8 protein-coding genes, 2 tRNA genes and 6 rRNA genes are annotated in these 23,238 nt (G+C 38.2%); 13 read left to right on the top strand and 3 right to left on the bottom strand.

The features are described 5' to 3' along the window. Positions 1-16 precede the first annotated feature (16 nt). Both EW093_RS05885 and ispH read left to right on the top strand, forming a co-directional pair. On the top strand, positions 17-1,078 hold the full coding sequence (locus tag EW093_RS05885; RefSeq protein ID WP_149567495.1) for a polysaccharide deacetylase family protein: 1,062 nt from the start codon (positions 17-19) through the stop codon (positions 1,076-1,078). Then, on the top strand, positions 1,068-1,898 hold the full coding sequence (ispH, locus tag EW093_RS05880) for a 4-hydroxy-3-methylbut-2-enyl diphosphate reductase (RefSeq protein WP_149567494.1): 831 nt from the start codon (positions 1,068-1,070) through the stop codon (positions 1,896-1,898). Before EW093_RS05885 ends, ispH begins: the two co-directional genes overlap by 11 nt. On the opposite strand, the gene EW093_RS05875 is transcribed toward ispH, so the two are convergent. After that, a complete protein-coding gene (locus tag EW093_RS05875) occupies positions 1,892-3,007 on the bottom strand; it encodes a clostripain-related cysteine peptidase (RefSeq protein WP_149567493.1) in 1,116 nt (371 codons plus the stop codon). The two genes, ispH and EW093_RS05875, sit on opposite strands and share 7 nt — an antisense overlap. 18 nt (positions 3,008-3,025) lie before the next feature. Beyond that, on the bottom strand, positions 3,026-4,171 hold the full coding sequence (locus EW093_RS05870) for an aminotransferase class V-fold PLP-dependent enzyme (protein WP_149567492.1): 1,146 nt from the start codon (positions 4,169-4,171) through the stop codon (positions 3,026-3,028). Between the two features lie 457 nt (positions 4,172-4,628). On the opposite strand from EW093_RS05870, the gene EW093_RS05865 reads away from it, so the two are divergent. The 11 genes from EW093_RS05865 to EW093_RS05815 all read left to right on the top strand — a co-directional run bounded on the left by EW093_RS05865 (position 4,629) and on the right by EW093_RS05815 (position 20,983). After that, a 16S ribosomal RNA gene (locus EW093_RS05865) occupies positions 4,629-6,167 on the top strand. A gap of 234 nt (positions 6,168-6,401) precedes the next feature. Then, a tRNA-Ile gene (locus tag EW093_RS05860) sits at positions 6,402-6,475 on the top strand. Between the two features lie 257 nt (positions 6,476-6,732). After that, positions 6,733-9,702, top strand: a 23S ribosomal RNA gene (locus tag EW093_RS05855). A gap of 191 nt (positions 9,703-9,893) precedes the next feature. Next, a 5S ribosomal RNA gene (gene rrf / locus EW093_RS05850) occupies positions 9,894-10,002 on the top strand. A 722-nt stretch (positions 10,003-10,724) separates the two neighbouring features. Further along, entirely contained in the window at positions 10,725-11,288 is a 564-nt protein-coding gene (locus EW093_RS05845; RefSeq protein ID WP_149567491.1) for a phosphatase PAP2 family protein, read from the top strand. A gap of 408 nt (positions 11,289-11,696) precedes the next feature. Beyond that, positions 11,697-13,235, top strand: a 16S ribosomal RNA gene (locus tag EW093_RS05840). Positions 13,236-13,460: 225 nt separating this feature from the next. Beyond that, a tRNA-Ala gene (locus tag EW093_RS05835) sits at positions 13,461-13,534 on the top strand. Positions 13,535-13,731: 197 nt separating this feature from the next. Beyond that, positions 13,732-16,701: ribosomal RNA gene (locus EW093_RS05830) — 23S ribosomal RNA — on the top strand. A gap of 180 nt (positions 16,702-16,881) precedes the next feature. After that, a 5S ribosomal RNA gene (gene rrf / locus EW093_RS05825) occupies positions 16,882-16,990 on the top strand. Together the 16S, 23S and 5S rRNA genes with 2 tRNA genes alongside form the textbook arrangement of a ribosomal RNA operon. 919 nt (positions 16,991-17,909) lie before the next feature. Then, entirely contained in the window at positions 17,910-18,713 is an 804-nt protein-coding gene (locus EW093_RS05820; protein WP_149567490.1) for an AraC family transcriptional regulator, read from the top strand. Positions 18,714-18,793: 80 nt separating this feature from the next. Continuing rightward, entirely contained in the window at positions 18,794-20,983 is a 2,190-nt protein-coding gene (locus EW093_RS05815; protein ID WP_149567489.1) for an alpha-galactosidase, read from the top strand. Between the two features lie 34 nt (positions 20,984-21,017). On the opposite strand, the gene EW093_RS05810 is transcribed toward EW093_RS05815, so the two are convergent. Then, on the bottom strand, positions 21,018-23,237 hold the full coding sequence (locus EW093_RS05810) for a methyl-accepting chemotaxis protein (RefSeq protein ID WP_149567488.1): 2,220 nt from the start codon (positions 23,235-23,237) through the stop codon (positions 21,018-21,020). Between the last annotated feature and the right edge of the window lies 1 nt (position 23,238).

The raw sequence follows: 23,238 nt of genomic DNA, 5'->3' as shown, positions 1-23,238 counted from the left end.
TTTTTTGGAGTAAATTTTGAACAAATTTTTATATATATTTTTAATGCTTATATCTTTTAGTCTATTTTCAACAGATTATAATTTAGAAAATAGTGACGTATGGAGTAAAAAAGTAATTGGAGATATCTCTGTTTATACAAAAAAGGATAGTGGGAAAGTTCCTGTGTTGTGTTTTCATAAAATTGGTACTAAAGCTAGATATGAGATTACCTCTGATGGGTTTGAATCGTTTTTAAGCTATTTAAATAGCAATAATTTTTATGTAATTAGTGATAAAGATTTTATAAATAGAGATTTTTCAAAAGTTCCTACAGGTTTTAAGCCTATTGTATTAGGCTCTGACGATGCATCTGAGGGTAATTTTATATATAAAACAACTACAGAGGATATAGTAAATGGGGAGATTGATAAAACTTTAGGTGAGCCGCAGATAGATTCTAAGAGTATGGTAGGTCTATTAAATAGATATTTGCCATTGGAACAAGGTAAACGTAATTTTACATTTTATGTCTCATTTAATGGGATTCCCTTTAGGCAAACAGGTGGTAGAGAAGCAACAGGAGAGTATTATCGTGGAATTCCTATTATTGAAAGAAAGTTTAACTATTTATTAGATAATTTTGAAATTGGGATACATACAACAACTCACCCTGTAACTAAGGATAGTAGTGTAGCTGATTTTAAATGGGAGATAGATGAGTTTTATAGAATATTAGAGTCCTATGTTGGGGATAGAGTAAGTTTGATTAATACGATTGCCTACCCATACGGATGTGCTGATTTAAAACCTGAGATGGAAGATATGTTATCTAATTATAGCTATAAAAACACCAAAATAATTGGTGGATTTGATTTTAATGGGTACTTTAGTGGTTCTCCTTTAACCACTAAGCTAAATTATTACGATATATCCCGTTTAGGTGTCGATAATCAAAACTTAAAAGCTGTATATGGTTTTTTAGAAAGTGTTCCACTGTTTCATTCCCAAAGAGTTATCGTTGTTAACTCCTTAGACGATTTAAAGGGATTTAAATATAACGATTCTGATAGGGTAATTGTAGGTGATTATGAGGGTTAAGTTAGCTAGTACCCTTGGCTTTTGTGGTGGAGTAAAAAAGGCTGTAGATTTAATATATAAGGAACTTGAGTCTGTTAATGGTAAAGACATCTTTATGGAGGGGCCAATAATTCATAATAGCAGTGTTATTAAGGACCTTGAAGATAAGGGTGTTTCGCTTTTATCTCAAGATGATGAGTTAAATAATAAAAAAGTATTAATAAGAGCCCATGGAGTTACACCACAATTAGAGGAGAGTCTTATTAAACGTGGTGGTGAGATATTAGATGGAACTTGTCCAATAGTAAAATCATCTCAAAAAAAGATTAGAGATTATAGTGAAAGAGGCTACTATATTGTTATCTGTGGGGATAAAGGCCATGGAGAAGTTATAGGGCTTGTTGGTTACGCTCCTAACTCTTCAGTTGTTGTTGGTACTGAATCGGATCTTAAAGATTTAGTACTACCAGAAAAAACAGTCCTTATTAGTCAAACAACATTTAGTAAGGGTGAATTTACTAAGATCGAAGTGAGTTTACGACAAAAGTGTCCTACCTTAGAGGTTCTTAATACTATTTGTGGGGCAACTAAGCAGAGGCAGGATGCAGTAGTTGAGTTAGCACAGGAAGTTGATGTTATAATTGTTGTTGGTGGATTAAACTCTTCCAATACTAAGAGGCTTAAAAAGGCTGTAGAAGATGTTGTTCCCACTTGGTTAATTGAAGATTATACAGATATTCCAAAAGAGATAAAAAAGTATGAAGTTGTAGGGGTTACAGCGGGAGCTTCTACCCCAGATAGTGTAATTGATAGAGTTGTAAAAGAGCTAAAGTCCTACTGATTTTTAACTATATCATTCCAACCTGTTTCGTTGGCAAATTTTGTATCTTCATATCCTGGGTTATATATTGTTGGTGTATATATTGATAACCAGAGATAATCTCCGTTTTGGGGCTTAGTAATGGCATTATTAAACATATACTGATTATCTAGTATATCCAATATATTAGAATAATTTGGTTTTGTTGGCGTTTCTGTAAATATATCATACTCTTCGAAATCAAACATTGTAGTATTATTATCTTTTTTACTAAGCAGGGTAGTTAGTTCATTTTTAAACTCATTACTCTCGACTATTTTTTTTATTTCTCCCACATTATATAAATTTTGTAGTGATTCAGCGTTATGGTTGTTATTTATAGTAGGGTTCTCCTTATAGTAGTTATAATAAACTTCTAAGGTTGTTTCCCCTAAACTTTGAGGGGTAAGGTTTGGAGCTTGATAAACAGCATTTATAAAGTTTATATAGTCATTCCCTGGGCCAGGGATTAATTCTGGGGATGCTATTATATATTCAACTTTAGTCTCTTTGAATTCGTAAAGAGTTTCGATGTTTCCCATATTACATGCATCAAAAACCACTATGCTCATCTCCCCTGTATTTTTAATAGCACTACTTATCTCTTTAGGGGTTAGTAGTTGGTCTTCTCCATTTTCTACTGCTAAGCCACTCTCTACCCAGCTTTTGTATCCTGTACCGTGGCTACCAAAATATAGACCGTAATTATCTGCTGGTAGTTTATCTTTTACATATTTAATATAGCTTTCAAGTGTCTCTTCTTTTGCCATATCTAATTCATTTTCTGAATTAATGTTAATGGCTGTTGATGATAGTTCAATATTTCTTGAGTTAGTTATAAATGGCGAGTCTAAAACTGTAAGTGTTCCATCCCCATTTAAAGGCCCGTCATATAAAATAACTAATCTAATACTCTTAGTAACTACCTCTTTTGATGTTAATTCATCAATATCTGCTGTTAAAGGTAGAGTGATATAATCATCTGCTAAATAGAACATTATTGTCCAGTCAGCTTTAGGGTAGGAGGATTCTAAACTGCATGAAACTATTGTAAGTATAATTAGTAATATAGTAGGTGTTTTTAGATTCATAATTCATTGTAATATTCCTTAGGGTAAATTGGAAGATATAAAGCTTTTAAGCGCTGCTGATAATCTAAAAAAATCATCTCTTTTTGATTCTCTACCAAAGGATATCCTTATAGAGGTTGAGGCCCTCTTTATATCTCTACCCATAGCTGTTAAAACATAGGATTTCTTGTTTATGTCTCCACTACAGGCTGAGAGTCTACCAACTTGAATTCCTTCTATGCTTAAATGCATAAGAAGATCTTCAATCTTATCAACAATTGGAATGGATATATTTATGACACCTGTTAAGTTATTTATATCAGACTCAAAGATTATATCTTTTGAACACTTTGCTAAAATATTTATCCCTTCTTTTTGAAGTACTCTTATCTCATTTAATACTGTTTTGCTGCTCTTTAATGTATCTAGTGTCGCTGTTAATAGGCCAATAACTGCTGGAGAATTAAAAGTTCCACTGTATAGAGAGAATGGTAAAGGACTATTATCTAAGTTAAAATTAATAAAACTATCCTTTAGTATTAGTGTTGCAGCTCCTTGAACTCCATGAATTTTGTGTCCACTAAAATAAAATCCATCACAATAAGGCAGCCATTTTTCTCTATCTAGTCTATTTATAGTCTGTACTGCATCAAGTATGATCTTAATATTATATCTTTTTGCTATTTCGAAAATTTTGGCTATAGGCTGTATATTTCCTGTTTCATGGTTTACAGGAGAGTAAACAATTAAAGAAGGGTATTGTTTTTTACATATTGATTCTAACTTGTTTAAATCCAGTTGTCCTCTATTGTCAACTTGGACTGTATTGTTAGCAACTTTAAGTAGAGAGGTATGCTCTATATTAGAGGTAATTACATTTTTTTCAATATTTCCAATTTTATGTATCAAGGATGTTGAACTTGTATCGAAATATATTTTCATATTATTTAATCCAAGCTCAAGTTTTGCTTTATGTATTTCACCATTTATATAGTTGTAAAGATTTACTCCTCTACTGTTCTGTGCTGAAGGGTTCCCCCAGTAGTTTCTGTTTATCTGATCAATTGAGGCTAAAACTCTATTGTTAGGTTTTGTTGTTGAGTTGTAGTCTAGATAAACATCCCTTTTATTTAGGGTTATTTTATCTCTTGTTATTCTTTTTCTTAGGTTACAATCACATGGCATATATATGTCTTATCGGAAACAAATATTAAAATATTATTCTCTGTTGACTAAAAGTTCTTAGATTGATATATTTCCCAACGTTGTCACAGAGAAACATTAAAGACTAAATTATTCAAATGTTGATGTCTTAGTAATAATTTATTATTAACTGTTGACAAAAAAAAGGTGAATTGGTATATTCACCAAGCGTTGCAACAACAACTCTTAATTCGAGTTGATTTAGCAACAAAATCTTAATGTTAAAAAGCTTAAAAAAGCATAATTTTAACCACTTGAGTATTACATTGTTAATAGAGAAGGGAAAAAATACATAAAACTTTTCGATCAGAAAATGTTTTGCAATTACTATTAAGGTAGTTTTGTAAGGTGTTTATGAGAAATAGTTTACAACTTTATAGTTGAACCAAATGAGTATAAAGATCAACTTAGTTATTACTAACTTCGGTTAGTAAACATAATAACGGAGAGTTTGATCCTGGCTCAGAACGAACGCTGGCGGCACGTTTTAAGCATGCAAGTCGAACGGTAGGAAGTGCTTGCACTTCCGAGAGTGGCGAACGGGTGAGTAACACGTAGATGATCTACCTTTTAGTTGGGGATAGCCCATGGAAACATGGAGTAATACCGAATAATCTCTTTAAGCTTTAGCTTTTAGAGGAAAGCAGCGTTTGCTGCGCTGAAAGATGAGTCTGCGCACTATTAGCTAGTTGGTGGGGTAAGAGCCTACCAAGGCGACGATAGTTAGCCGACCTGAGAGGGTGATCGGCCACATTGGGACTGAGACACGGCCCAGACTCCTACGGGAGGCAGCAGCTAAGAATCTTCCGCAATGGACGAAAGTCTGACGGAGCGATGCCGCGTGGATGAAGAATGCAGAGATGTTGTAAAATCCTTTTATGAGTGAGGAATAAAACTACTAGGAAATGAGTAGTAGATGACGTTAGCTCATGAATAAGCTCCGGCCAATTACGTGCCAGCAGCCGCGGTAACACGTAAGGAGCGAGCGTTGTTCGGAATTATTGGGCGTAAAGGGCGTGTAGGCGGTTAATTAAGTCTTGTTTGAAAGACCGGTGCTCAACACCGGAAACGGACAGGAAACTGATTAACTAGAATCCGGTAGGGAAATGTGGAATTTCTAGTGTAGGGGTGAAATCTGTTGATATTAGAAAGAACACCAATGGCGAAGGCAACATTTTGGGCCTGGATTGACGCTGAGGCGCGAAAGCATAGGGAGCAAACAGGATTAGATACCCTGGTAGTCTATGCCGTAAACTTTGTACACTTGGTGTCGGGGGTCAAACCTCGGTACCGAAGCTAACGCGTTAAGTGTACCGCCTGGGGAGTATGCCGGCAACGGTGAAACTCAAAGGAATTGACGGGGGCCCGCACAAGCGGTGGAGCATGTGGTTTAATTCGATGATACGCGAGGAACCTTACCAGGGTTTGACATATTAGTGACCGTTCTAGAGATAGTTCTTTCCTTTCGGGGACACTATTACAGGTGCTGCATGGCTGTCGTCAGCTCGTGCCGTGAGGTGTTGGGTTAAGTCCCGCAACGAGCGCAACCCCTATCGTATGTTACCATCATTAAGTTGGGGACTCATGCGAGACTGCCGGTGACAAACCGGAGGAAGGTGGGGACGACGTCAAGTCATCATGGCCCTTATACCCTGGGCTACACACGTGCTACAATGGCCGGTACAGAGTGATGCGAAGCCGCGAGGTGGAGCTAACCGCAAAAAGCCGGTCTCAGTTCGGATTGGAGTCTGAAACTCGACTCCATGAAGGTGGAATCGCTAGTAATCGCATATCAGCATGATGCGGTGAATACGTTCCCGGGCCTTGTACACACCGCCCGTCACACCACCCGAGTTGGGGGTACCCGAAGTCGTTAGTCTAACCTTTATGGAGGACGGCGCCGAAGGTATGCTTAGTAAGGGGGGTGAAGTCGTAACAAGGTAGCCGTACTGGAAAGTGCGGCTGGATCACCTCCTTTCTACGAGAAAGGGAAGCTTAGTTTTTACTAAGTCCTTAAAGATTTATCTTTAAACCCTAAATGTCTTGGGTAAAAGACATTCAAGAGAGGTAACTCTTGTAAAGTAAAACTGCAGTATGATTTTGGTTTGTATTTTTTCTCTTTTTTATTATTCATAGTGCTTGCATTATGAAGGTGTTGAAGTTTCAATACTAATATATAGTTGGCTAAAGACTTAGTCTCTGGTCAATAAGCGGGGCTGTAGCTCAGTTGGTTAGAGCGCACGCCTGATAAGCGTGAGGTCACAAGTTCAACTCTTGTCAGCCCCAAATTAAGTCTTTGGTAAGTTTAATTCTGGTTCGATTCTAGTTGCTTAAATATCAAACTTTTCTATTAGAAATGTTTGACTTGCCTTAATTGGCATAAAACTCAATTAAGGTTTCTATGAGACTTTTTTAGAGAACAACTAAATAGCGAAGGGTATAAAAATTATAGTGTGAAAGCACAAATATTTTTGATAGTAACAATATGTCTATCGAAGTTTCTTTGAAACTTTTGTCGACTATATTTTGCTAGCAAAATATATGGTCAAGCGAATAAGGATCCATGGTGGATGCCTTGGAGCTATCCGACGATGAAGGCCGTGGTAAGCTGCGAAAAGCTGGGTTAAGGAGCAAACATCCTTTGACGCCCAGATTGCCGAATGGGGTAACCCAATAGACTAGATGTCTATTACCTTTACATGAATAAAATAGTGTATTGGAGTGAGACTCAGGGAACTGAACCATCTAAGTACCTGAAGGAAAAGAAATCAAACGAGATTCCCTTAGTAGCGGCGAGCGGACGGGGAATAGCCCAAACCTTTACTGTGTAATATCTGCACGGAGTTGCAGTAGGGGTGTTGTAGGATGTACTGTTTTGTATTGTGTGATGCGAACTGCAGTAAGAAACTATATTAGTAGCAGAAATTAGCTGGAAAGCTAGTACCAGAGTGGGTGATAGTCCCGTAAGCGAAACTAATATAGCTGTAGAGTATATTCCTGAGTACAGCGGGACACGAGAAATCCTGCTGGAATCTGGGGGGACCACCCTCCAAGGCTAAATACGAGATAGCTACCGATAGTGAACGAGTACCGTAAGGGAAGTGGTGAAAAGCACCCCGGGAGGGGAGTGAAATAGACCTGAAACCGTGGATTTACAAGTGGTCAAAGCGTCCTTGAGACGTGATGGCGTGCCTTTTGTAGAATGAGCCTGCGAGTTACGTTAATATGCAAGGTTAAGGTATAGAAGTACCGGAGCCGGAGGGAAACCGAGTCTTAATAGGGCGCCAAGTATGTTGCCGTAGACCCGAAGCCGAGTGATCTATTTATGAGCAGGTTGAAGCTTGAGTAAAATCAAGTGGAGGACCGAACACTAGTCTGTTGAAAAAGGCAGTGATGACTTGTGAATAGGGGTGAAAGGCCAATCAAACTCGGAGATAGCTGGTTCTCGTCGAAATGGTTTTAGGATCAGCGTGATATGATTTTTGTCGGAGGTAAAGCACTGATTAGGCTAGGGCCCTTCACCGGGTACCAAACTTATTCAAACTCTGAATACCGATAAACAAAATATTGCAGTGAGACTGTGGGTGATAAGATCCATGGTCAAGAGGGAAAGAGCCCAGACCGTCAGCTAAGGTCCCTAAACTATGCTAAGTGGAGAAGGAAGTTCGATTGCAAAGACAGCCAGGAGGTTGGCTTAGAAGCAGCCACTCCTTGAAAGAGTGCGTAATAGCTCACTGGTCGAGTAGTCGAGCGCCTAAAATGTAACGGGGCTAAGCATAGTACCGAAGCTACGGATTCGTATTAATACGGATGGTAGACGAGAGTTGTGTAGGCTGTTGAAGGTGATCTGGAAGGATTGCTGGAGGTATCACAAGTTAGAATGCAGGCATGAGTAACGAAAAGGAAGGTGAGATCCCTTCCCGCCGAAAGCCTAAGGGTTCCTGGGTAAAGGTTTTCTTCCCAGGGTGAGTCGGCCCCTAAGACGAGGCTGAAGAGCGTAGTCGATGGGAAACTGGTTAATATTCCAGTACTTCTGTTAATTTCGATGGGATGACGCATAAGGAGATTCTATGCCGGAGAATGGTAGTTCCGGTCCAAGCAACAAGCTTTTGAGAGATGTAGGCAAATCCGCATTTTGAGGTGAGTTGTTAAGGGTACTAAACCTACGGGTGCAGGAAGATAGAGGATTCATCGTGCCAGGAAATAATCTCTAAGGTTCGATTAACAGGAACCGTACCGCAAACCGACACAGGTAGGCGAGCTGAGTATGCTAAGGCGTACGGGATAACTCGGGTTAAGGAACTCGGCAAATTACATACGTAACTTAGGGAGAAGTATGGCCTACTCCGCGAGGAGAGGTTGCAAAAAAGAGGTCCAATCGACTGTTTACCAAAAACACAGGTCTCTGCGAAATCGTAAGATGAAGTATAGGGACTGACACCTGCCCGGTGCCGGAAGGTTAAGAGGAGTTGTTAGATTTATCGAAGCAGCGAATTGAAGCCCCGGTAAACGGCGGCCGTAACTATAACGGTCCTAAGGTAGCGAAATTCCTTGTCGGGTAAGTTCCGACCCGCACGAATGGTGTAACGAATTGGACGCTGTCTCAACCCGAGACCCGGTGAAATTAAAGTATCGGTGAAGATGCCGATTACATGTGGTTAGACGGAAAGACCCCGTGAACCTTTACTGCAGCCTGATATTGAAATCTGGTTAAACATGTGTAGGATAGGTGGGAGACTATGACCCCTGATCGTTAGGTTGGGGTGAGTCGTTGGTGAAATACCACCCTTGTTTAATTAGTTTTCTAACAGAAGCCGTTATCCGGTTTTTGGACAATGTCTGGTGGGCAGTTTGACTGGGGCGGTCGCCTCCTAAAGAGTAACGGAGGCGCGCAAAGGTTACCTTGATCTGGTTGGAAATCAGATTGTAAGTGCAAAGGCAGAAGGTAGCTTGACTGCGAGACTTACAAGTCGAGCAGGTACGAAAGTAGGTCTTAGTGATCTGGCGGTCCCGAGTGGAAGGGCCGTCACTTAACGGATAAAAGGTACTCCGGGGATAACAGGCTTATTTTGCCCAAGAGTTCATATCGACGGCAAAGTTTGGCACCTCGATGTCGGCTCATCGCATCCTGGGGCTGAAGCAGGTCCCAAGGGTTTGGCTGTTCGCCAATTAAAGCGGTACGTGAGCTGGGTTCAGAACGTCGCGAGACAGTTCGGTCCCTATCTGCCACATGCGTTGAATGTTTGAGAGGATCTATTTTTAGTACGAGAGGACCGAAATGGACGAACCTCTGGTGTATCTGTTATCGTGCCAACGGTAATTGCAGAGTAGCTAAGTTCGGGAGGGATAACCGCTGAAAGCATCTAAGTGGGAAGCCCGCCTCAAGATGAGACATTCCTGAGAGTTTAACTCTCCTAAAGGGACCAGAGAGATGATCTGGTTGATAGGCCTCAAGTGTAAGTGCAGTAATGTATTTAGCTGAGAGGTACTAATCTCCCGTGAGGCTTGACCATATTTTTATTTTCCTTAACAGGATATGATTTTTATACCCTATTTAGTTACTCATAATCATTGATTATGAGGGAGTATAAAGAATGCTTGCATTCTTGGGCTCCTAGCTAAGCGTTTTGTTGAAATAAACTTAAGTTTTCTTAAGCTGTTTTAATTAAACACTTTTTTAAAGAGTTTTTAATTAAAATTTTTGTCTAGTGATGATAGCACTTGGGCCACACCCGTTCCCATACCGAACACGGAAGTTAAGCCAAGTTGCGCCGATGGTACTGCGTTAGTGGGAGAGTAGGTGATCGCTAGACTTTTTTTATTTATAATAGTTTTATTTACCATGTATCTGTATTAGGATTTCCCCACTATCGCAGTACAAATATCTTATCATTATACTTAATAAAAAATTACATAGGATTATTACCGCACATTTAGGAGAGTCAAACATTCTCTGATCGAGAAGTTTGATGTTAGTGGGAGAGTAGGCTAATTGCACTGCAATTAGGTTCATACGCTAGACTTTTTTTTATTAATTTTCTTTTTTTAATCAACACGTTTTGTTTAACATGAACTAACGCAGTTCCATCTCGATGGTACAATGCCAATTCAATCCAGTCATGCAAATAATATATTAAGTTCCATATTAATCTCCTAGTTAAGCAAAACAATTTCTGATCAAAATGTTTTGAGTGAGAGAGTAGGCTAATAACACTGCAATTAGGTTCCTGCGCTAGACTCGTTCAAACATTTTGTAATCCAAAAGTTTGATTTGCTTTAAATTTATTCATAAACAAGCTAATTATTTCTAATGCGTTGTACTGTCTTTAGGGTATAATATAAATTTAATCTATTTATTAAGTTTAAACTCTGGTATAGCAAAACAATCTCTGATCGAAATATTGGTAGGCTAAATTTACTTTGATAAAGAAATACAATATTCATTTAATGTTTAATTAGTAGATAAACACAAAATTAACAATAAATAACACTAAAATTTCTTTACAAAAGTCTAAAAGTTTCATTATTATATCGTATGAATGGAACTAATAAACGTATATTAGCTTTAGACACATTTTTATGTCTAAAAGTAAATAACTTAACAGGAAAAAAGTTTATCGATAAAACTTCATATATAATCTCAAGATTAGGTGATGGATCAATATATTTTATTTTTTTAGCACTTTTTATTCTCTTCTTCAACAAACCCGCATTTATTACATCTAGAGACTATTTATCAGCAGGTGCATTAAATGGACTATTCTATAAATTAGTGAAAAATAAAGTAAAAAGGGAGAGACCTTTTATTAAGCTGGCGAATATAAATAAAATTATGCCTCCACCTGATGAGTTTAGTTTTCCTTCTGGTCATTCTGGTGCTGCAGCAGTTTTTTGTTACTGTACATTTTATCATATGCCTATTTATGTTGGTGTTATCTCTTTTGTATGGATGTTATTGGTTGGTTTTTCTAGGGTCTATAATGGTGTACATTATCCAGGAGATGTTCTCGTTGGTTTTTTAATGGGCTCTTTAACTGCTAAAATGTTGATTTATGTTTTTAATACAGATTTTATAATAAACTTGGCTTCGTTGTTATAAAAAAAGAAAAGTTTATACTATAATAAGATTGACTAAAAAAGCCCTGATTGCTATAGTTCATATCGTTGTCACAGAGTCTTGTGCGGTTTTAAGATTATTACTTAAATGTAAATAAAACATTTTGTTTTATACTAATCTTTAAACTAAACAAATATTGTAATTTACTGTTGACAAAAAAAAGATGAATTGATATATTCATTGAGCGTTGCAACAGCAACTCTAACTTAAGAGTCTGTTGAGACGAATAACTTAATAACATATATTCGTTGTTAAGGCATGAGCTACTTTATTGTATCATGTTTACATTAGTAATAGAGAAGGGAAGAAATACTTTTAACATTTAATGTTAATTAAAACCTTGAGTATAAAGATCAACTTAGTTATTACTAACTTCGGTTAGTAAACATAATAACGGAGAGTTTGATCCTGGCTCAGAACGAACGCTGGCGGCACGTTTTAAGCATGCAAGTCGAACGGTAGGAAGTGCTTGCACTTCCGAGAGTGGCGAACGGGTGAGTAACACGTAGATGATCTACCTTTTAGTTGGGGATAGCCCATGGAAACATGGAGTAATACCGAATAATCTCTTTAAGCTTTAGCTTTTAGAGGAAAGCAGCGTTTGCTGCGCTGAAAGATGAGTCTGCGCACTATTAGCTAGTTGGTGGGGTAAGAGCCTACCAAGGCGACGATAGTTAGCCGACCTGAGAGGGTGATCGGCCACATTGGGACTGAGACACGGCCCAGACTCCTACGGGAGGCAGCAGCTAAGAATCTTCCGCAATGGACGAAAGTCTGACGGAGCGATGCCGCGTGGATGAAGAATGCAGAGATGTTGTAAAATCCTTTTATGAGTGAGGAATAAAACTACTAGGAAATGAGTAGTAGATGACGTTAGCTCATGAATAAGCTCCGGCCAATTACGTGCCAGCAGCCGCGGTAACACGTAAGGAGCGAGCGTTGTTCGGAATTATTGGGCGTAAAGGGCGTGTAGGCGGTTAATTAAGTCTTGTTTGAAAGACCGGTGCTCAACACCGGAAACGGACAGGAAACTGATTAACTAGAATCCGGTAGGGAAATGTGGAATTTCTAGTGTAGGGGTGAAATCTGTTGATATTAGAAAGAACACCAATGGCGAAGGCAACATTTTGGGCCTGGATTGACGCTGAGGCGCGAAAGCATAGGGAGCAAACAGGATTAGATACCCTGGTAGTCTATGCCGTAAACTTTGTACACTTGGTGTCGGGGGTCAAACCTCGGTACCGAAGCTAACGCGTTAAGTGTACCGCCTGGGGAGTATGCCGGCAACGGTGAAACTCAAAGGAATTGACGGGGGCCCGCACAAGCGGTGGAGCATGTGGTTTAATTCGATGATACGCGAGGAACCTTACCAGGGTTTGACATATTAGTGACCGTTCTAGAGATAGTTCTTTCCTTTCGGGGACACTATTACAGGTGCTGCATGGCTGTCGTCAGCTCGTGCCGTGAGGTGTTGGGTTAAGTCCCGCAACGAGCGCAACCCCTATCGTATGTTACCATCATTAAGTTGGGGACTCATGCGAGACTGCCGGTGACAAACCGGAGGAAGGTGGGGACGACGTCAAGTCATCATGGCCCTTATACCCTGGGCTACACACGTGCTACAATGGCCGGTACAGAGTGATGCGAAGCCGCGAGGTGGAGCTAACCGCAAAAAGCCGGTCTCAGTTCGGATTGGAGTCTGAAACTCGACTCCATGAAGGTGGAATCGCTAGTAATCGCATATCAGCATGATGCGGTGAATACGTTCCCGGGCCTTGTACACACCGCCCGTCACACCACCCGAGTTGGGGGTACCCGAAGTCGTTAGTCTAACCTTTATGGGGGACGGCGCCGAAGGTATGCTTAGTAAGGGGGGTGAAGTCGTAACAAGGTAGCCGTACTGGAAAGTGCGGCTGGATCACCTCCTTTCTACGAGAAAGGGAAGCTTAGTTTTTACTAAGTACCTTAAAGATTTATCTTTAAACCCTAAATGTCTTGGGTAAAAGACATTCAAGAGAGGTAACTCTTGTAAAGTAAAACTGCAGTACAATAGGTTAGTATTTTTTCCTTTTCTTTTTTATATTTGATTTTTGTTGAGCCATGGCTTAATAATAATCAGCTAATAGATATAGTTTTTTCTATATTGATAAGCCTGGGGGTATAGCTCAGTTGGCTAGAGCACTAGATTTGCATTCTAGGGGTCAAGGGTTCGAATCCCTTTACCTCCATAATTAGAAGTTCTTTGAGCTTCTTTTTTTGACTCTTAAATGAGTCTGCAACAAAGAAAGCTTGCTTTCTTTTACAACTAAATAGCGAAGGGTATAAAAATTATAGTGTGAAAGCACAAATATTTTTGATAGTAACAATATGTCTATCGAAGTTTCTTTGAAACTTCTGTCGACTATATTTTGCTAGCAAAATATATGGTCAAGCGAATAAGGATCCATGGTGGATGCCTTGGAGCTATCCGACGATGAAGGCCGTGGTAAGCTGCGAAAAGCTGGGTTAAGGAGCAAACATCCTTTGACGCCCAGATTGCCGAATGGGGTAACCCAATAGACTAGATGTCTATTACCTTTACATGAATAAAATAGTGTATTGGAGTGAGACTCAGGGAACTGAACCATCTAAGTACCTGAAGGAAAAGAAATCAAACGAGATTCCCTTAGTAGCGGCGAGCGGACGGGGAATAGCCCAAACCTTTACTGTGTAATATCTGCACGGAGTTGCAGTAGGGGTGTTGTAGGATGTACTGTTTTGTATTGTGTGATGCGAACTGCAGTAAGAAACTATATTAGTAGCAGAAATTAGCTGGAAAGCTAGTACCAGAGTGGGTGATAGTCCCGTAAGCGAAACTAATATAGCTGTAGAGTATATTCCTGAGTACAGCGGGACACGAGAAATCCTGCTGGAATCTGGGGGGACCACCCTCCAAGGCTAAATACGAGATAGCTACCGATAGTGAACGAGTACCGTAAGGGAAGTGGTGAAAAGCACCCCGGGAGGGGAGTGAAATAGACCTGAAACCGTGGATTTACAAGTGGTCAAAGCGTCCTTGAGACGTGATGGCGTGCCTTTTGTAGAATGAGCCTGCGAGTTACGTTAATATGCAAGGTTAAGGTATAGAAGTACCGGAGCCGGAGGGAAACCGAGTCTTAATAGGGCGTTTAGTATGTTGCCGTAGACCCGAAGCCGAGTGATCTATTTATGAGCAGGTTGAAGCTTGAGTAAAATCAAGTGGAGGACCGAACACTAGTCTGTTGAAAAAGGCAGTGATGACTTGTGAATAGGGGTGAAAGGCCAATCAAACTCGGAGATAGCTGGTTCTCGTCGAAATGGTTTTAGGATCAGCGTGATATGATTTTTGTCGGAGGTAAAGCACTGATTAGGCTAGGGCCCTTCACCGGGTACCAAACTTATTCAAACTCTGAATACCGATAAACAAAATATTGCAGTGAGACTGTGGGTGATAAGATCCATGGTCAAGAGGGAAAGAGCCCAGACCGTCAGCTAAGGTCCCTAAACTATGCTAAGTGGAGAAGGAAGTTCGATTGCAAAGACAGCCAGGAGGTTGGCTTAGAAGCAGCCACTCCTTGAAAGAGTGCGTAATAGCTCACTGGTCGAGTAGTCGAGCGCCTAAAATGTAACGGGGCTAAGCATAGTACCGAAGCTACGGATTCGTATTAATACGGATGGTAGACGAGAGTTGTGTAGGCTGTTGAAGGTGATCTGGAAGGATTGCTGGAGGTATCACAAGTTAGAATGCAGGCATGAGTAACGAAAAGGAAGGTGAGATCCCTTCCCGCCGAAAGCCTAAGGGTTCCTGGGTAAAGGTTTTCTTCCCAGGGTGAGTCGGCCCCTAAGACGAGGCTGAAGAGCGTAGTCGATGGGAAACTGGTTAATATTCCAGTACTTCTGTTAATTTCGATGGGATGACGCATAAGGAGATTCTATGCCGGAGAATGGTAGTTCCGGTCCAAGCAACAAGCTTTTGAGAGATGTAGGCAAATCCGCATTTTGAGGTGAGTTGTTAAGGGTACTAAACCTACGGGTGCAGGAAGATAGAGGATTCATCGTGCCAGGAAATAATCTCTAAGGTTCGATTAACAGGAACCGTACCGCAAACCGACACAGGTAGGCGAGCTGAGTATGCTAAGGCGTACGGGATAACTCGGGTTAAGGAACTCGGCAAATTACATACGTAACTTAGGGAGAAGTATGGCCTACTCCGCGAGGAGAGGTTGCAAAAAAGAGGTCCAATCGACTGTTTACCAAAAACACAGGTCTCTGCGAAATCGTAAGATGAAGTATAGGGACTGACACCTGCCCGGTGCCGGAAGGTTAAGAGGAGTTGTTAGATTTATCGAAGCAGCGAATTGAAGCCCCGGTAAACGGCGGCCGTAACTATAACGGTCCTAAGGTAGCGAAATTCCTTGTCGGGTAAGTTCCGACCCGCACGAATGGTGTAACGAATTGGACGCTGTCTCAACCCGAGACCCGGTGAAATTAAAGTATCGGTGAAGATGCCGATTACATGTGGTTAGACGGAAAGACCCCGTGAACCTTTACTGCAGCCTGATATTGAAATCTGGTTAAACATGTGTAGGATAGGTGGGAGACTATGACCCCTGATCGTTAGGTTGGGGTGAGTCGTTGGTGAAATACCACCCTTGTTTAATTAGTTTTCTAACAGAAGCCGTTATCCGGTTTTTGGACAATGTCTGGTGGGCAGTTTGACTGGGGCGGTCGCCTCCTAAAGAGTAACGGAGGCGCGCAAAGGTTACCTTGATCTGGTTGGAAATCAGATTGTAAGTGCAAAGGCAGAAGGTAGCTTGACTGCGAGACTTACAAGTCGAGCAGGTACGAAAGTAGGTCTTAGTGATCTGGCGGTCCCGAGTGGAAGGGCCGTCACTTAACGGATAAAAGGTACTCCGGGGATAACAGGCTTATTTTGCCCAAGAGTTCATATCGACGGCAAAGTTTGGCACCTCGATGTCGGCTCATCGCATCCTGGGGCTGAAGCAGGTCCCAAGGGTTTGGCTGTTCGCCAATTAAAGCGGTACGTGAGCTGGGTTCAGAACGTCGCGAGACAGTTCGGTCCCTATCTGCCACATGCGTTGAATGTTTGAGAGGATCTATTTTTAGTACGAGAGGACCGAAATGGACGAACCTCTGGTGTATCTGTTATCGTGCCAACGGTAATTGCAGAGTAGCTAAGTTCGGGAGGGATAACCGCTGAAAGCATCTAAGTGGGAAGCCCGCCTCAAGATGAGACATTCCTGAGAGTTTAACTCTCCTAAAGGGACCAGAGAGATGATCTGGTTGATAGGCCTCAAGTGTAAGTGCAGTAATGTATTTAGCTGAGAGGTACTAATCTCCCGTGAGGCTTGACCATATTTTTATTTTCCTTAACAGGATATGATTTTTATACCCTATTTAGTTATTTCCCTTCGGGAAATAATGGAGTATAAATAAGTAGAATAATTTAACTCCAGCGTTATTTAAAATAAACTTAAGTTTTCTTAAGTTGTTTTAATTAAACACTTTTTTTAAGAGTTTTTAATTAAAATTTTTGTCTAGTGATGATAGCACTTGGGCCACACCCGTTCCCATACCGAACACGGAAGTTAAGCCAAGTTGCGCCGATGGTACTGCGTTAGTGGGAGAGTAGGTGATCGCTAGACTTTTTTTTATTAATTTTCTTTTTTTAATCAACACGTTTTGTTTAACATGAACTAACGCAGTTCCATCTCGATGGTACAATGCCAATTCAATCCAGTCATGCAAATAATATATTAAGTTCCATATCAATCTCCTAGTTTAGCAAAACAATTTCTGATCGAAATGTTTTGAGTGGGAGAGTAGGTGATCGCTAGACTTTTTTTTATTAATTTTCTTTTTTTAATCAACACGTTTTGTTTAACATGAACTAACGCAGTTCCATCTCGATGGTACAATGCCAATTCAATCCAGTCATGCAAATAATATATTAAGTTCCATATCAATCTCCTAGTTTAGCAAAACAATTTCTGATCGAAATGTTTTGAGTGGGAGAGTAGGTGATCGCTAGACTTTTTTTTATTAATTTTCTTTTTTTAATCAACACGTTTTGTTTAACATGAACTAACGCAGTTCCATCTCGATGGTACAATGCCAATTCAATCCAGTCATGCAAATAATATATTAAGTTCCATATCAATCTCCTAGTTTAGCAAAACAATTTCTGATCGAAATGTTTTGAGTGGGAGAGTAGGCTTATTGCACTGCAATTAGGTTCCTACGCTAGACTTTTTTTATTTATAATAGTTTTATTTATCATGTATCTGTATTAGGATTTCCCCACTATCACAGTACAAATATCTTATCATTATACTAAATTGTAACTTACATAATATTCCTATTCCAAACTTAAGAGAGTCAAACATTCTCGATCGCAAAGGGGCTAAACGTGTAATTAATTTCTCTTCGAAATAATTACTCTGATCGAGAAGTTTGATGTTAGTGGGAGAGTAGGCTAAAAACACAACAAGTAGAATCAAAGACTACGCCTCATTTTATAACAGTAATTTTACAATCTTATATTTATAATGTATTGTTATATAGATGATTTTCAAGATTGAAGAACTAGTAACATTTGGACGATCCCAATGTAGTAGTGGCTATGAGTTTGGTGGATTAAGGAATTACTATGTATTACACTTTGTAATTAATGGTAAAGGTGAGTACAAGGTTGGTAAAAAAACATGGAGATTAAAAAAAGGTAACGCTTTTTTAATACGTCCAAACGAGTCTCATCTTTATAAAGCAGATGAAAACGAACCTTGGGAGTATCTTTGGGTATGTTTTACAGGTGATATATCAACAGTTTTAAAAAATATAAATATCAATGAAAACAACCTGTGTTCAGATATTGAAGATTTTGATAGAGTTTTAGACATATATTCTAAACTTAAAGAACCAACTAAACTACAGAAAATAGATGATATCTTATCTAATATTGGCTTAACATATATGTTATTATCCTTATTTGCTGGAAATAGTTCAAAAGTGATTGAAAGTCAAATTAAAACACGTAATGTAACAAAAAACCATGTTTTTGGTATGTCATGTTTTATTGAACAAAACTTTATGAATCCAATCTCTGTATCTGATGTTATAAACTTTATTCAACTTGATAGATCCTACGCTTCAACTCTATATAAAAAAGAGAAAAATATCTCAATATATGATGATATTCAAGAACGTAGGATTGAAAAGGCGGTAAAACTACTTAAAACCAGTTACTCAATAAAAGAAATTACCTATATATGCGGATTTAAAAGTTATCAGAACTTTATAACCATATTTAAAAAGCGCTTTGGATTATCCCCAAGAGAATATAAGAAACATATGTATTTGTTGTTATAATATTATAATTTGTTGCATTTAACTTTATAATATCGACACCTCTTAATAATGTTTATATTATTCAAATCAGAGGTTTACTAATGATTAGATTTGAAGAAGATTTAGAGCAATTTATTTTAGAAACAAAAAATTACTCATACCATATAGAGATACTTAACAATAAGTATTTAAGACATATACAATGGGGACGAAAAATCCCACAATTAAACAGACCCTGTAGTGAAAATGATAGGGATCTTGAATATACTGTTGATATTGATTTTCCTAATAAGGTATTTATTGAAAGCCACCCCCTTGAATTTGGTATTGAGGGCTCTGGAGATTTCAGACGACCTTCTGTATCATTAAATAGTAGTTTAGGAAGACCTTTTAATGATCTTGAATATTTCGATTATAAGATAAATAAGGGCAAGAAAAAACTTATAGGATTACCATCATCCCGATATAACGAAGGTGATTTAGTAGAAACCCTCTCAATCTTTTTAAAAGATCCAGAATCGAAGGTTTTAGTTGAGCTTTTATACAGTGTATTTGACGATTATGACGTTATAACTCGGTCAATGAATATAAGTAACACTTCTAATGAAGCTGTTGATATAAACAGTATTATGAGCTTCTCATTAGACATTCCTTCTGCTACTAATGGTGAAGATTTAGGCTTAATTTCCTTAGAAGGAAGTTGGGCAAGAGAGCGACATATAGAAAGAGGTCCCTTAAGAAAAGGGAAAACAACAATTTCAAGTAATAGAGGTATTAGTAGCCATATTTTAAATCCTTTTTGTTGTTTAGCTCCAAAGAGTACCACAGAGTTTATTGGTGAAAGCTGGAGTTTTTCTTTGATTTATAGTGGTAATTTTATGTTAGAAATGGAAAAAAGTTTTACTAATAACATTCGGGTATCAGGGGGTATCAACCCAGAGAACTTCTCTTGGACTTTAGAAGAAAATTCCAGTTTTCAAACTCCAGAGGCTATTCTTGTATATTCTGATGAAGGCTTAAATGGTATGAGCAATATATATCATAAGTTTCTAAGAGACAGACTACTACCTAAAGAGTTTGGTAACAGCGAAAGACCTATTCTTATAAATAACTGGGAATCTACATATTTTGATTTTGATCATGATAAAATTATCTCTATTTCAAAAAAAGCAAAGGAAGTAGGCATAGAACTTTGTGTTTTAGATGATGGATGGTTTGGAGATAGAGATGGTGATACAAAGGGTCTTGGAAACTGGAGTGTTAATAAGGATAAATTACCCAAGGGGTTAGAAGGCCTTAGTAGTGAGATAAACCAAAATAGTATGAAATTTGGTTTATGGGTGGAACCAGAGATGGTAAATGATGATGCAAAAATTATTAAAGAACACCCGGATTGGCTTCTTGGAGCATATAAAGAAAATCCAGTTAGGGGTAGAAACCAGCTTGTATTAGATCTTGCTAATCCTGAGGTAGTGGATTGGTTAATAGAAACATTTACAGATGTATTTTCCTGGGGAAACATTTCCTATATAAAGTGGGATATGAACCGCTCAATTACCGAGCAATTCTCTGAGCATTTACCCCCTAAAAGGAAAAAAGAATCATCCCATCGATATGTACTTGGATTATATAGATTAATGGATACATTAGTTACAAAGTTTCCTAAAATCCTCTTTGAGGGCTGTTCTGGTGGTGGAGGACGTTTTGATCCTGGTATACTTTTTTATATGCCCCAATACTGGACAAGTGATAATACTGATGGTATTGCAAGGCTTAAGATTCAATATGGAACTAGTTTGGTTTATCCTATAATAACTATGGGTGCACATGTTTCTGTCTGTCCTAATCACCAACTTAACAGAGTTACTCCTATGAATTTAAGGTTAAATGCAGCTATGTCAGGGAATTTAGGTTTTGAACTAGATTTAAATGATATTCAAGATAGCGATCTAAAAATTGTAAAAGAGGGTATTGATTTTTATAAAAAACATAGGCCACTAATTCAACTTGGTGAGTTTTATAGACTGCGCTCCCCATATAATGGCGAGTTAACTAGCTGGATGTTTATTAATAGGGAAAAAACTGAATTTATACTTTTTTGGTTTGTAGATAGAGGGGAGATATCATACTATAACCAGTTTATTAAACTACCCTATGTAGATGAAAATAAAAATTATAGAGATATTGATGAAAAGAGTATTAGTGGAAGGGAGTTAAAGTTTAAGGGAGTCAAGCTCCCTATGTTAAATAATGATAATAGTAGTGGATACTTTTATTTTAACTCTAAGTAGAGGAAGCCTCAGGTTTTATAGCTGAGGCTTTATTTTAGGTCTTAAATTTTGAAACTATAGAGTTAAGATTTATTATATTTTCTGAGTTTTCAGTACTTAGCTGAGCTAGATCTGATAGTGATATTGAAATCTCTTGTATTCCATTTGTTATCTCACTCATTCCATTATTATTCTCACTAGTTAACTGGGTAACACTACCTAAAGATGACTGAATTGCAGAAGTGGATGAGTCCATTAGTTCTGCAGCACTAGATACATCCATACTTGTGTGAACTAACCTATTTAGAGAGTCCGTTATTTGTGATGTTCCCTGGGATATTTCAGTAAATGAATTTATCATCTCTGTTAAACTCTTCGAAACATCGACTACTTCTACAGTAATCGATTTAATTGTTTTCCCTGTGTTGCTAGATAGGTTTGCTGCATCTACAATTGAGTTAGATATAGAGGTTAAAGTATTTGACATATCGGTTGTACTTTGGGCTGTAACTGCAGCTAACTTTCGAATCTCATCTGCAACTACTGCAAAACCCTTTCCAGCCTCACCTGCATGGGCTGCCTCAATAGCTGCATTCATAGCTAGGAGATTTATTCTATCCGATACGTCAGTTATTGTTTTAATCATATTAAGCATAGAACCAGCAGACTCTTCAATTGTCACAATTGATTGCACAGTTAAATCCATATCCTTTTCTCCAGCTTGAGCTATCTGGGTTAAGTCCATAATAGCCTTGTTCTTTTCGTTTGATATCTTTGATATAGCATTAATTGAAGCAACCATCTCTTCTACGGCAGCTGAAGATTCTGAGACATAAGCAGACTCTTTAGTTGTGCTTTCCTTTAATATTTTAATCTTATTTTTAATATCATCTAGGTTAATGTTAGATGTATTTACTTCGTTGGTTAGTCTCTCGGTTTTATCTTTAATAGACCTCATTGTTGATGAAATCTCGTCTACTGTTGCAGAGAGTTCATCTGTATTAGATGCAAGGGTTTCCCCCATAAGTCCACTCTTTTCCCCAATCTGCTTAATACTTAAAACAATGTCTCTAAGTTTACTTGTAAAGTTGTTAAAATACTTTGCAAGTAAACCTGTTTCATCATTAGTCTGAATAGCTATCTCCTGGGTTAAATCCCCTTCTCCCTCGGATATTTCATAAATTTTATTTGTTACAGATTCTACATTTTTAACAACAAGTTTAGCTACAAATAGTAGTAAAAAGATTGATAGTAAAACAGCACCAATAGCTACAATTAGTACTAAGTTCTGTATTTTTTTTACATCCTCTTCAATAAGGGCCTTATCCATAGAGTATAAAATAATCCAATCATACTTTTCGTAATAACGTATAAATGCAAACTTTCTACTTATTTTGTCCCCTTGACGATATTGGTATTCAATTAGGCCGTTCTTGACTTCAAAGGCCTTTTTCACTATATCTTCACCAGTTATTGAGTCTAAAATTTCTATGTTTTTAAGAAAGTTTTCTCTATTAGGAGACGAGATCATTCGATTATTTCTATCGAATATTAGCGGATAACCCCCCTCTATCTTCTTAGATTGAATTAGAGTATTAAAATTAATTAAATCATTCTGCTGAATTTTTTGAACTTCAGTTGCTATATCATCAATATAGAAACCTGTTCCGACTACCCAGTTCCAAGGTTTAAATATCTTTGTATAACCTAGTTTTTCAGAAGGCTCACTCTCCCCAGGTTTTGGGAACCAATAACTTAAATATGCCTCTCCATCTTCTATAGAGTTTTTAACAAATTCTTTTACTATATATGTACCTTTTTTATCAATTAAACCCTCTCGACTTGTCCCCTCCACTGACGGGTTTGGTGGCAGAAGAATATTTATATACTCTGTATCATCAATCCAGAAATACCCATCTCCATCAAAAGTGTAATTTCTAATAAGATCTATTGCTGTATTTTTTGCTTCAGTCTCACTTATTAGTCCAGCTCTATACCTGTTATACTGATTCTCCATTGTGGATACTGTTATATCTACAAGGGATGATAATTTAAGTTGTGCCGCCTCATATTTTATATCCTCAATACTCTGTAATTTACTTCCTAGTATCTCAACACTACCCTCTAACTGGTTTACAATAACTTCGAAATTTTCATTATATATATTAGTAATTGTAGACGAAGAGTAACGTGTAACTATAAAAATAATTAATGTAAAGACTAAAATTAATGATATTGATATAGGAACTACTATTTTGTTAACTATTTTTTTCATA

This window comes from Thiospirochaeta perfilievii (assembly GCF_008329945.1).
Taxonomy (GTDB): Bacteria; Spirochaetota; Spirochaetia; order DSM-2461; family DSM-2461; genus Thiospirochaeta; species Thiospirochaeta perfilievii.
The sequence above is the reverse complement of the archived record's forward strand: the minus strand, read 5'-3'. Positions and strand labels throughout refer to the sequence as shown.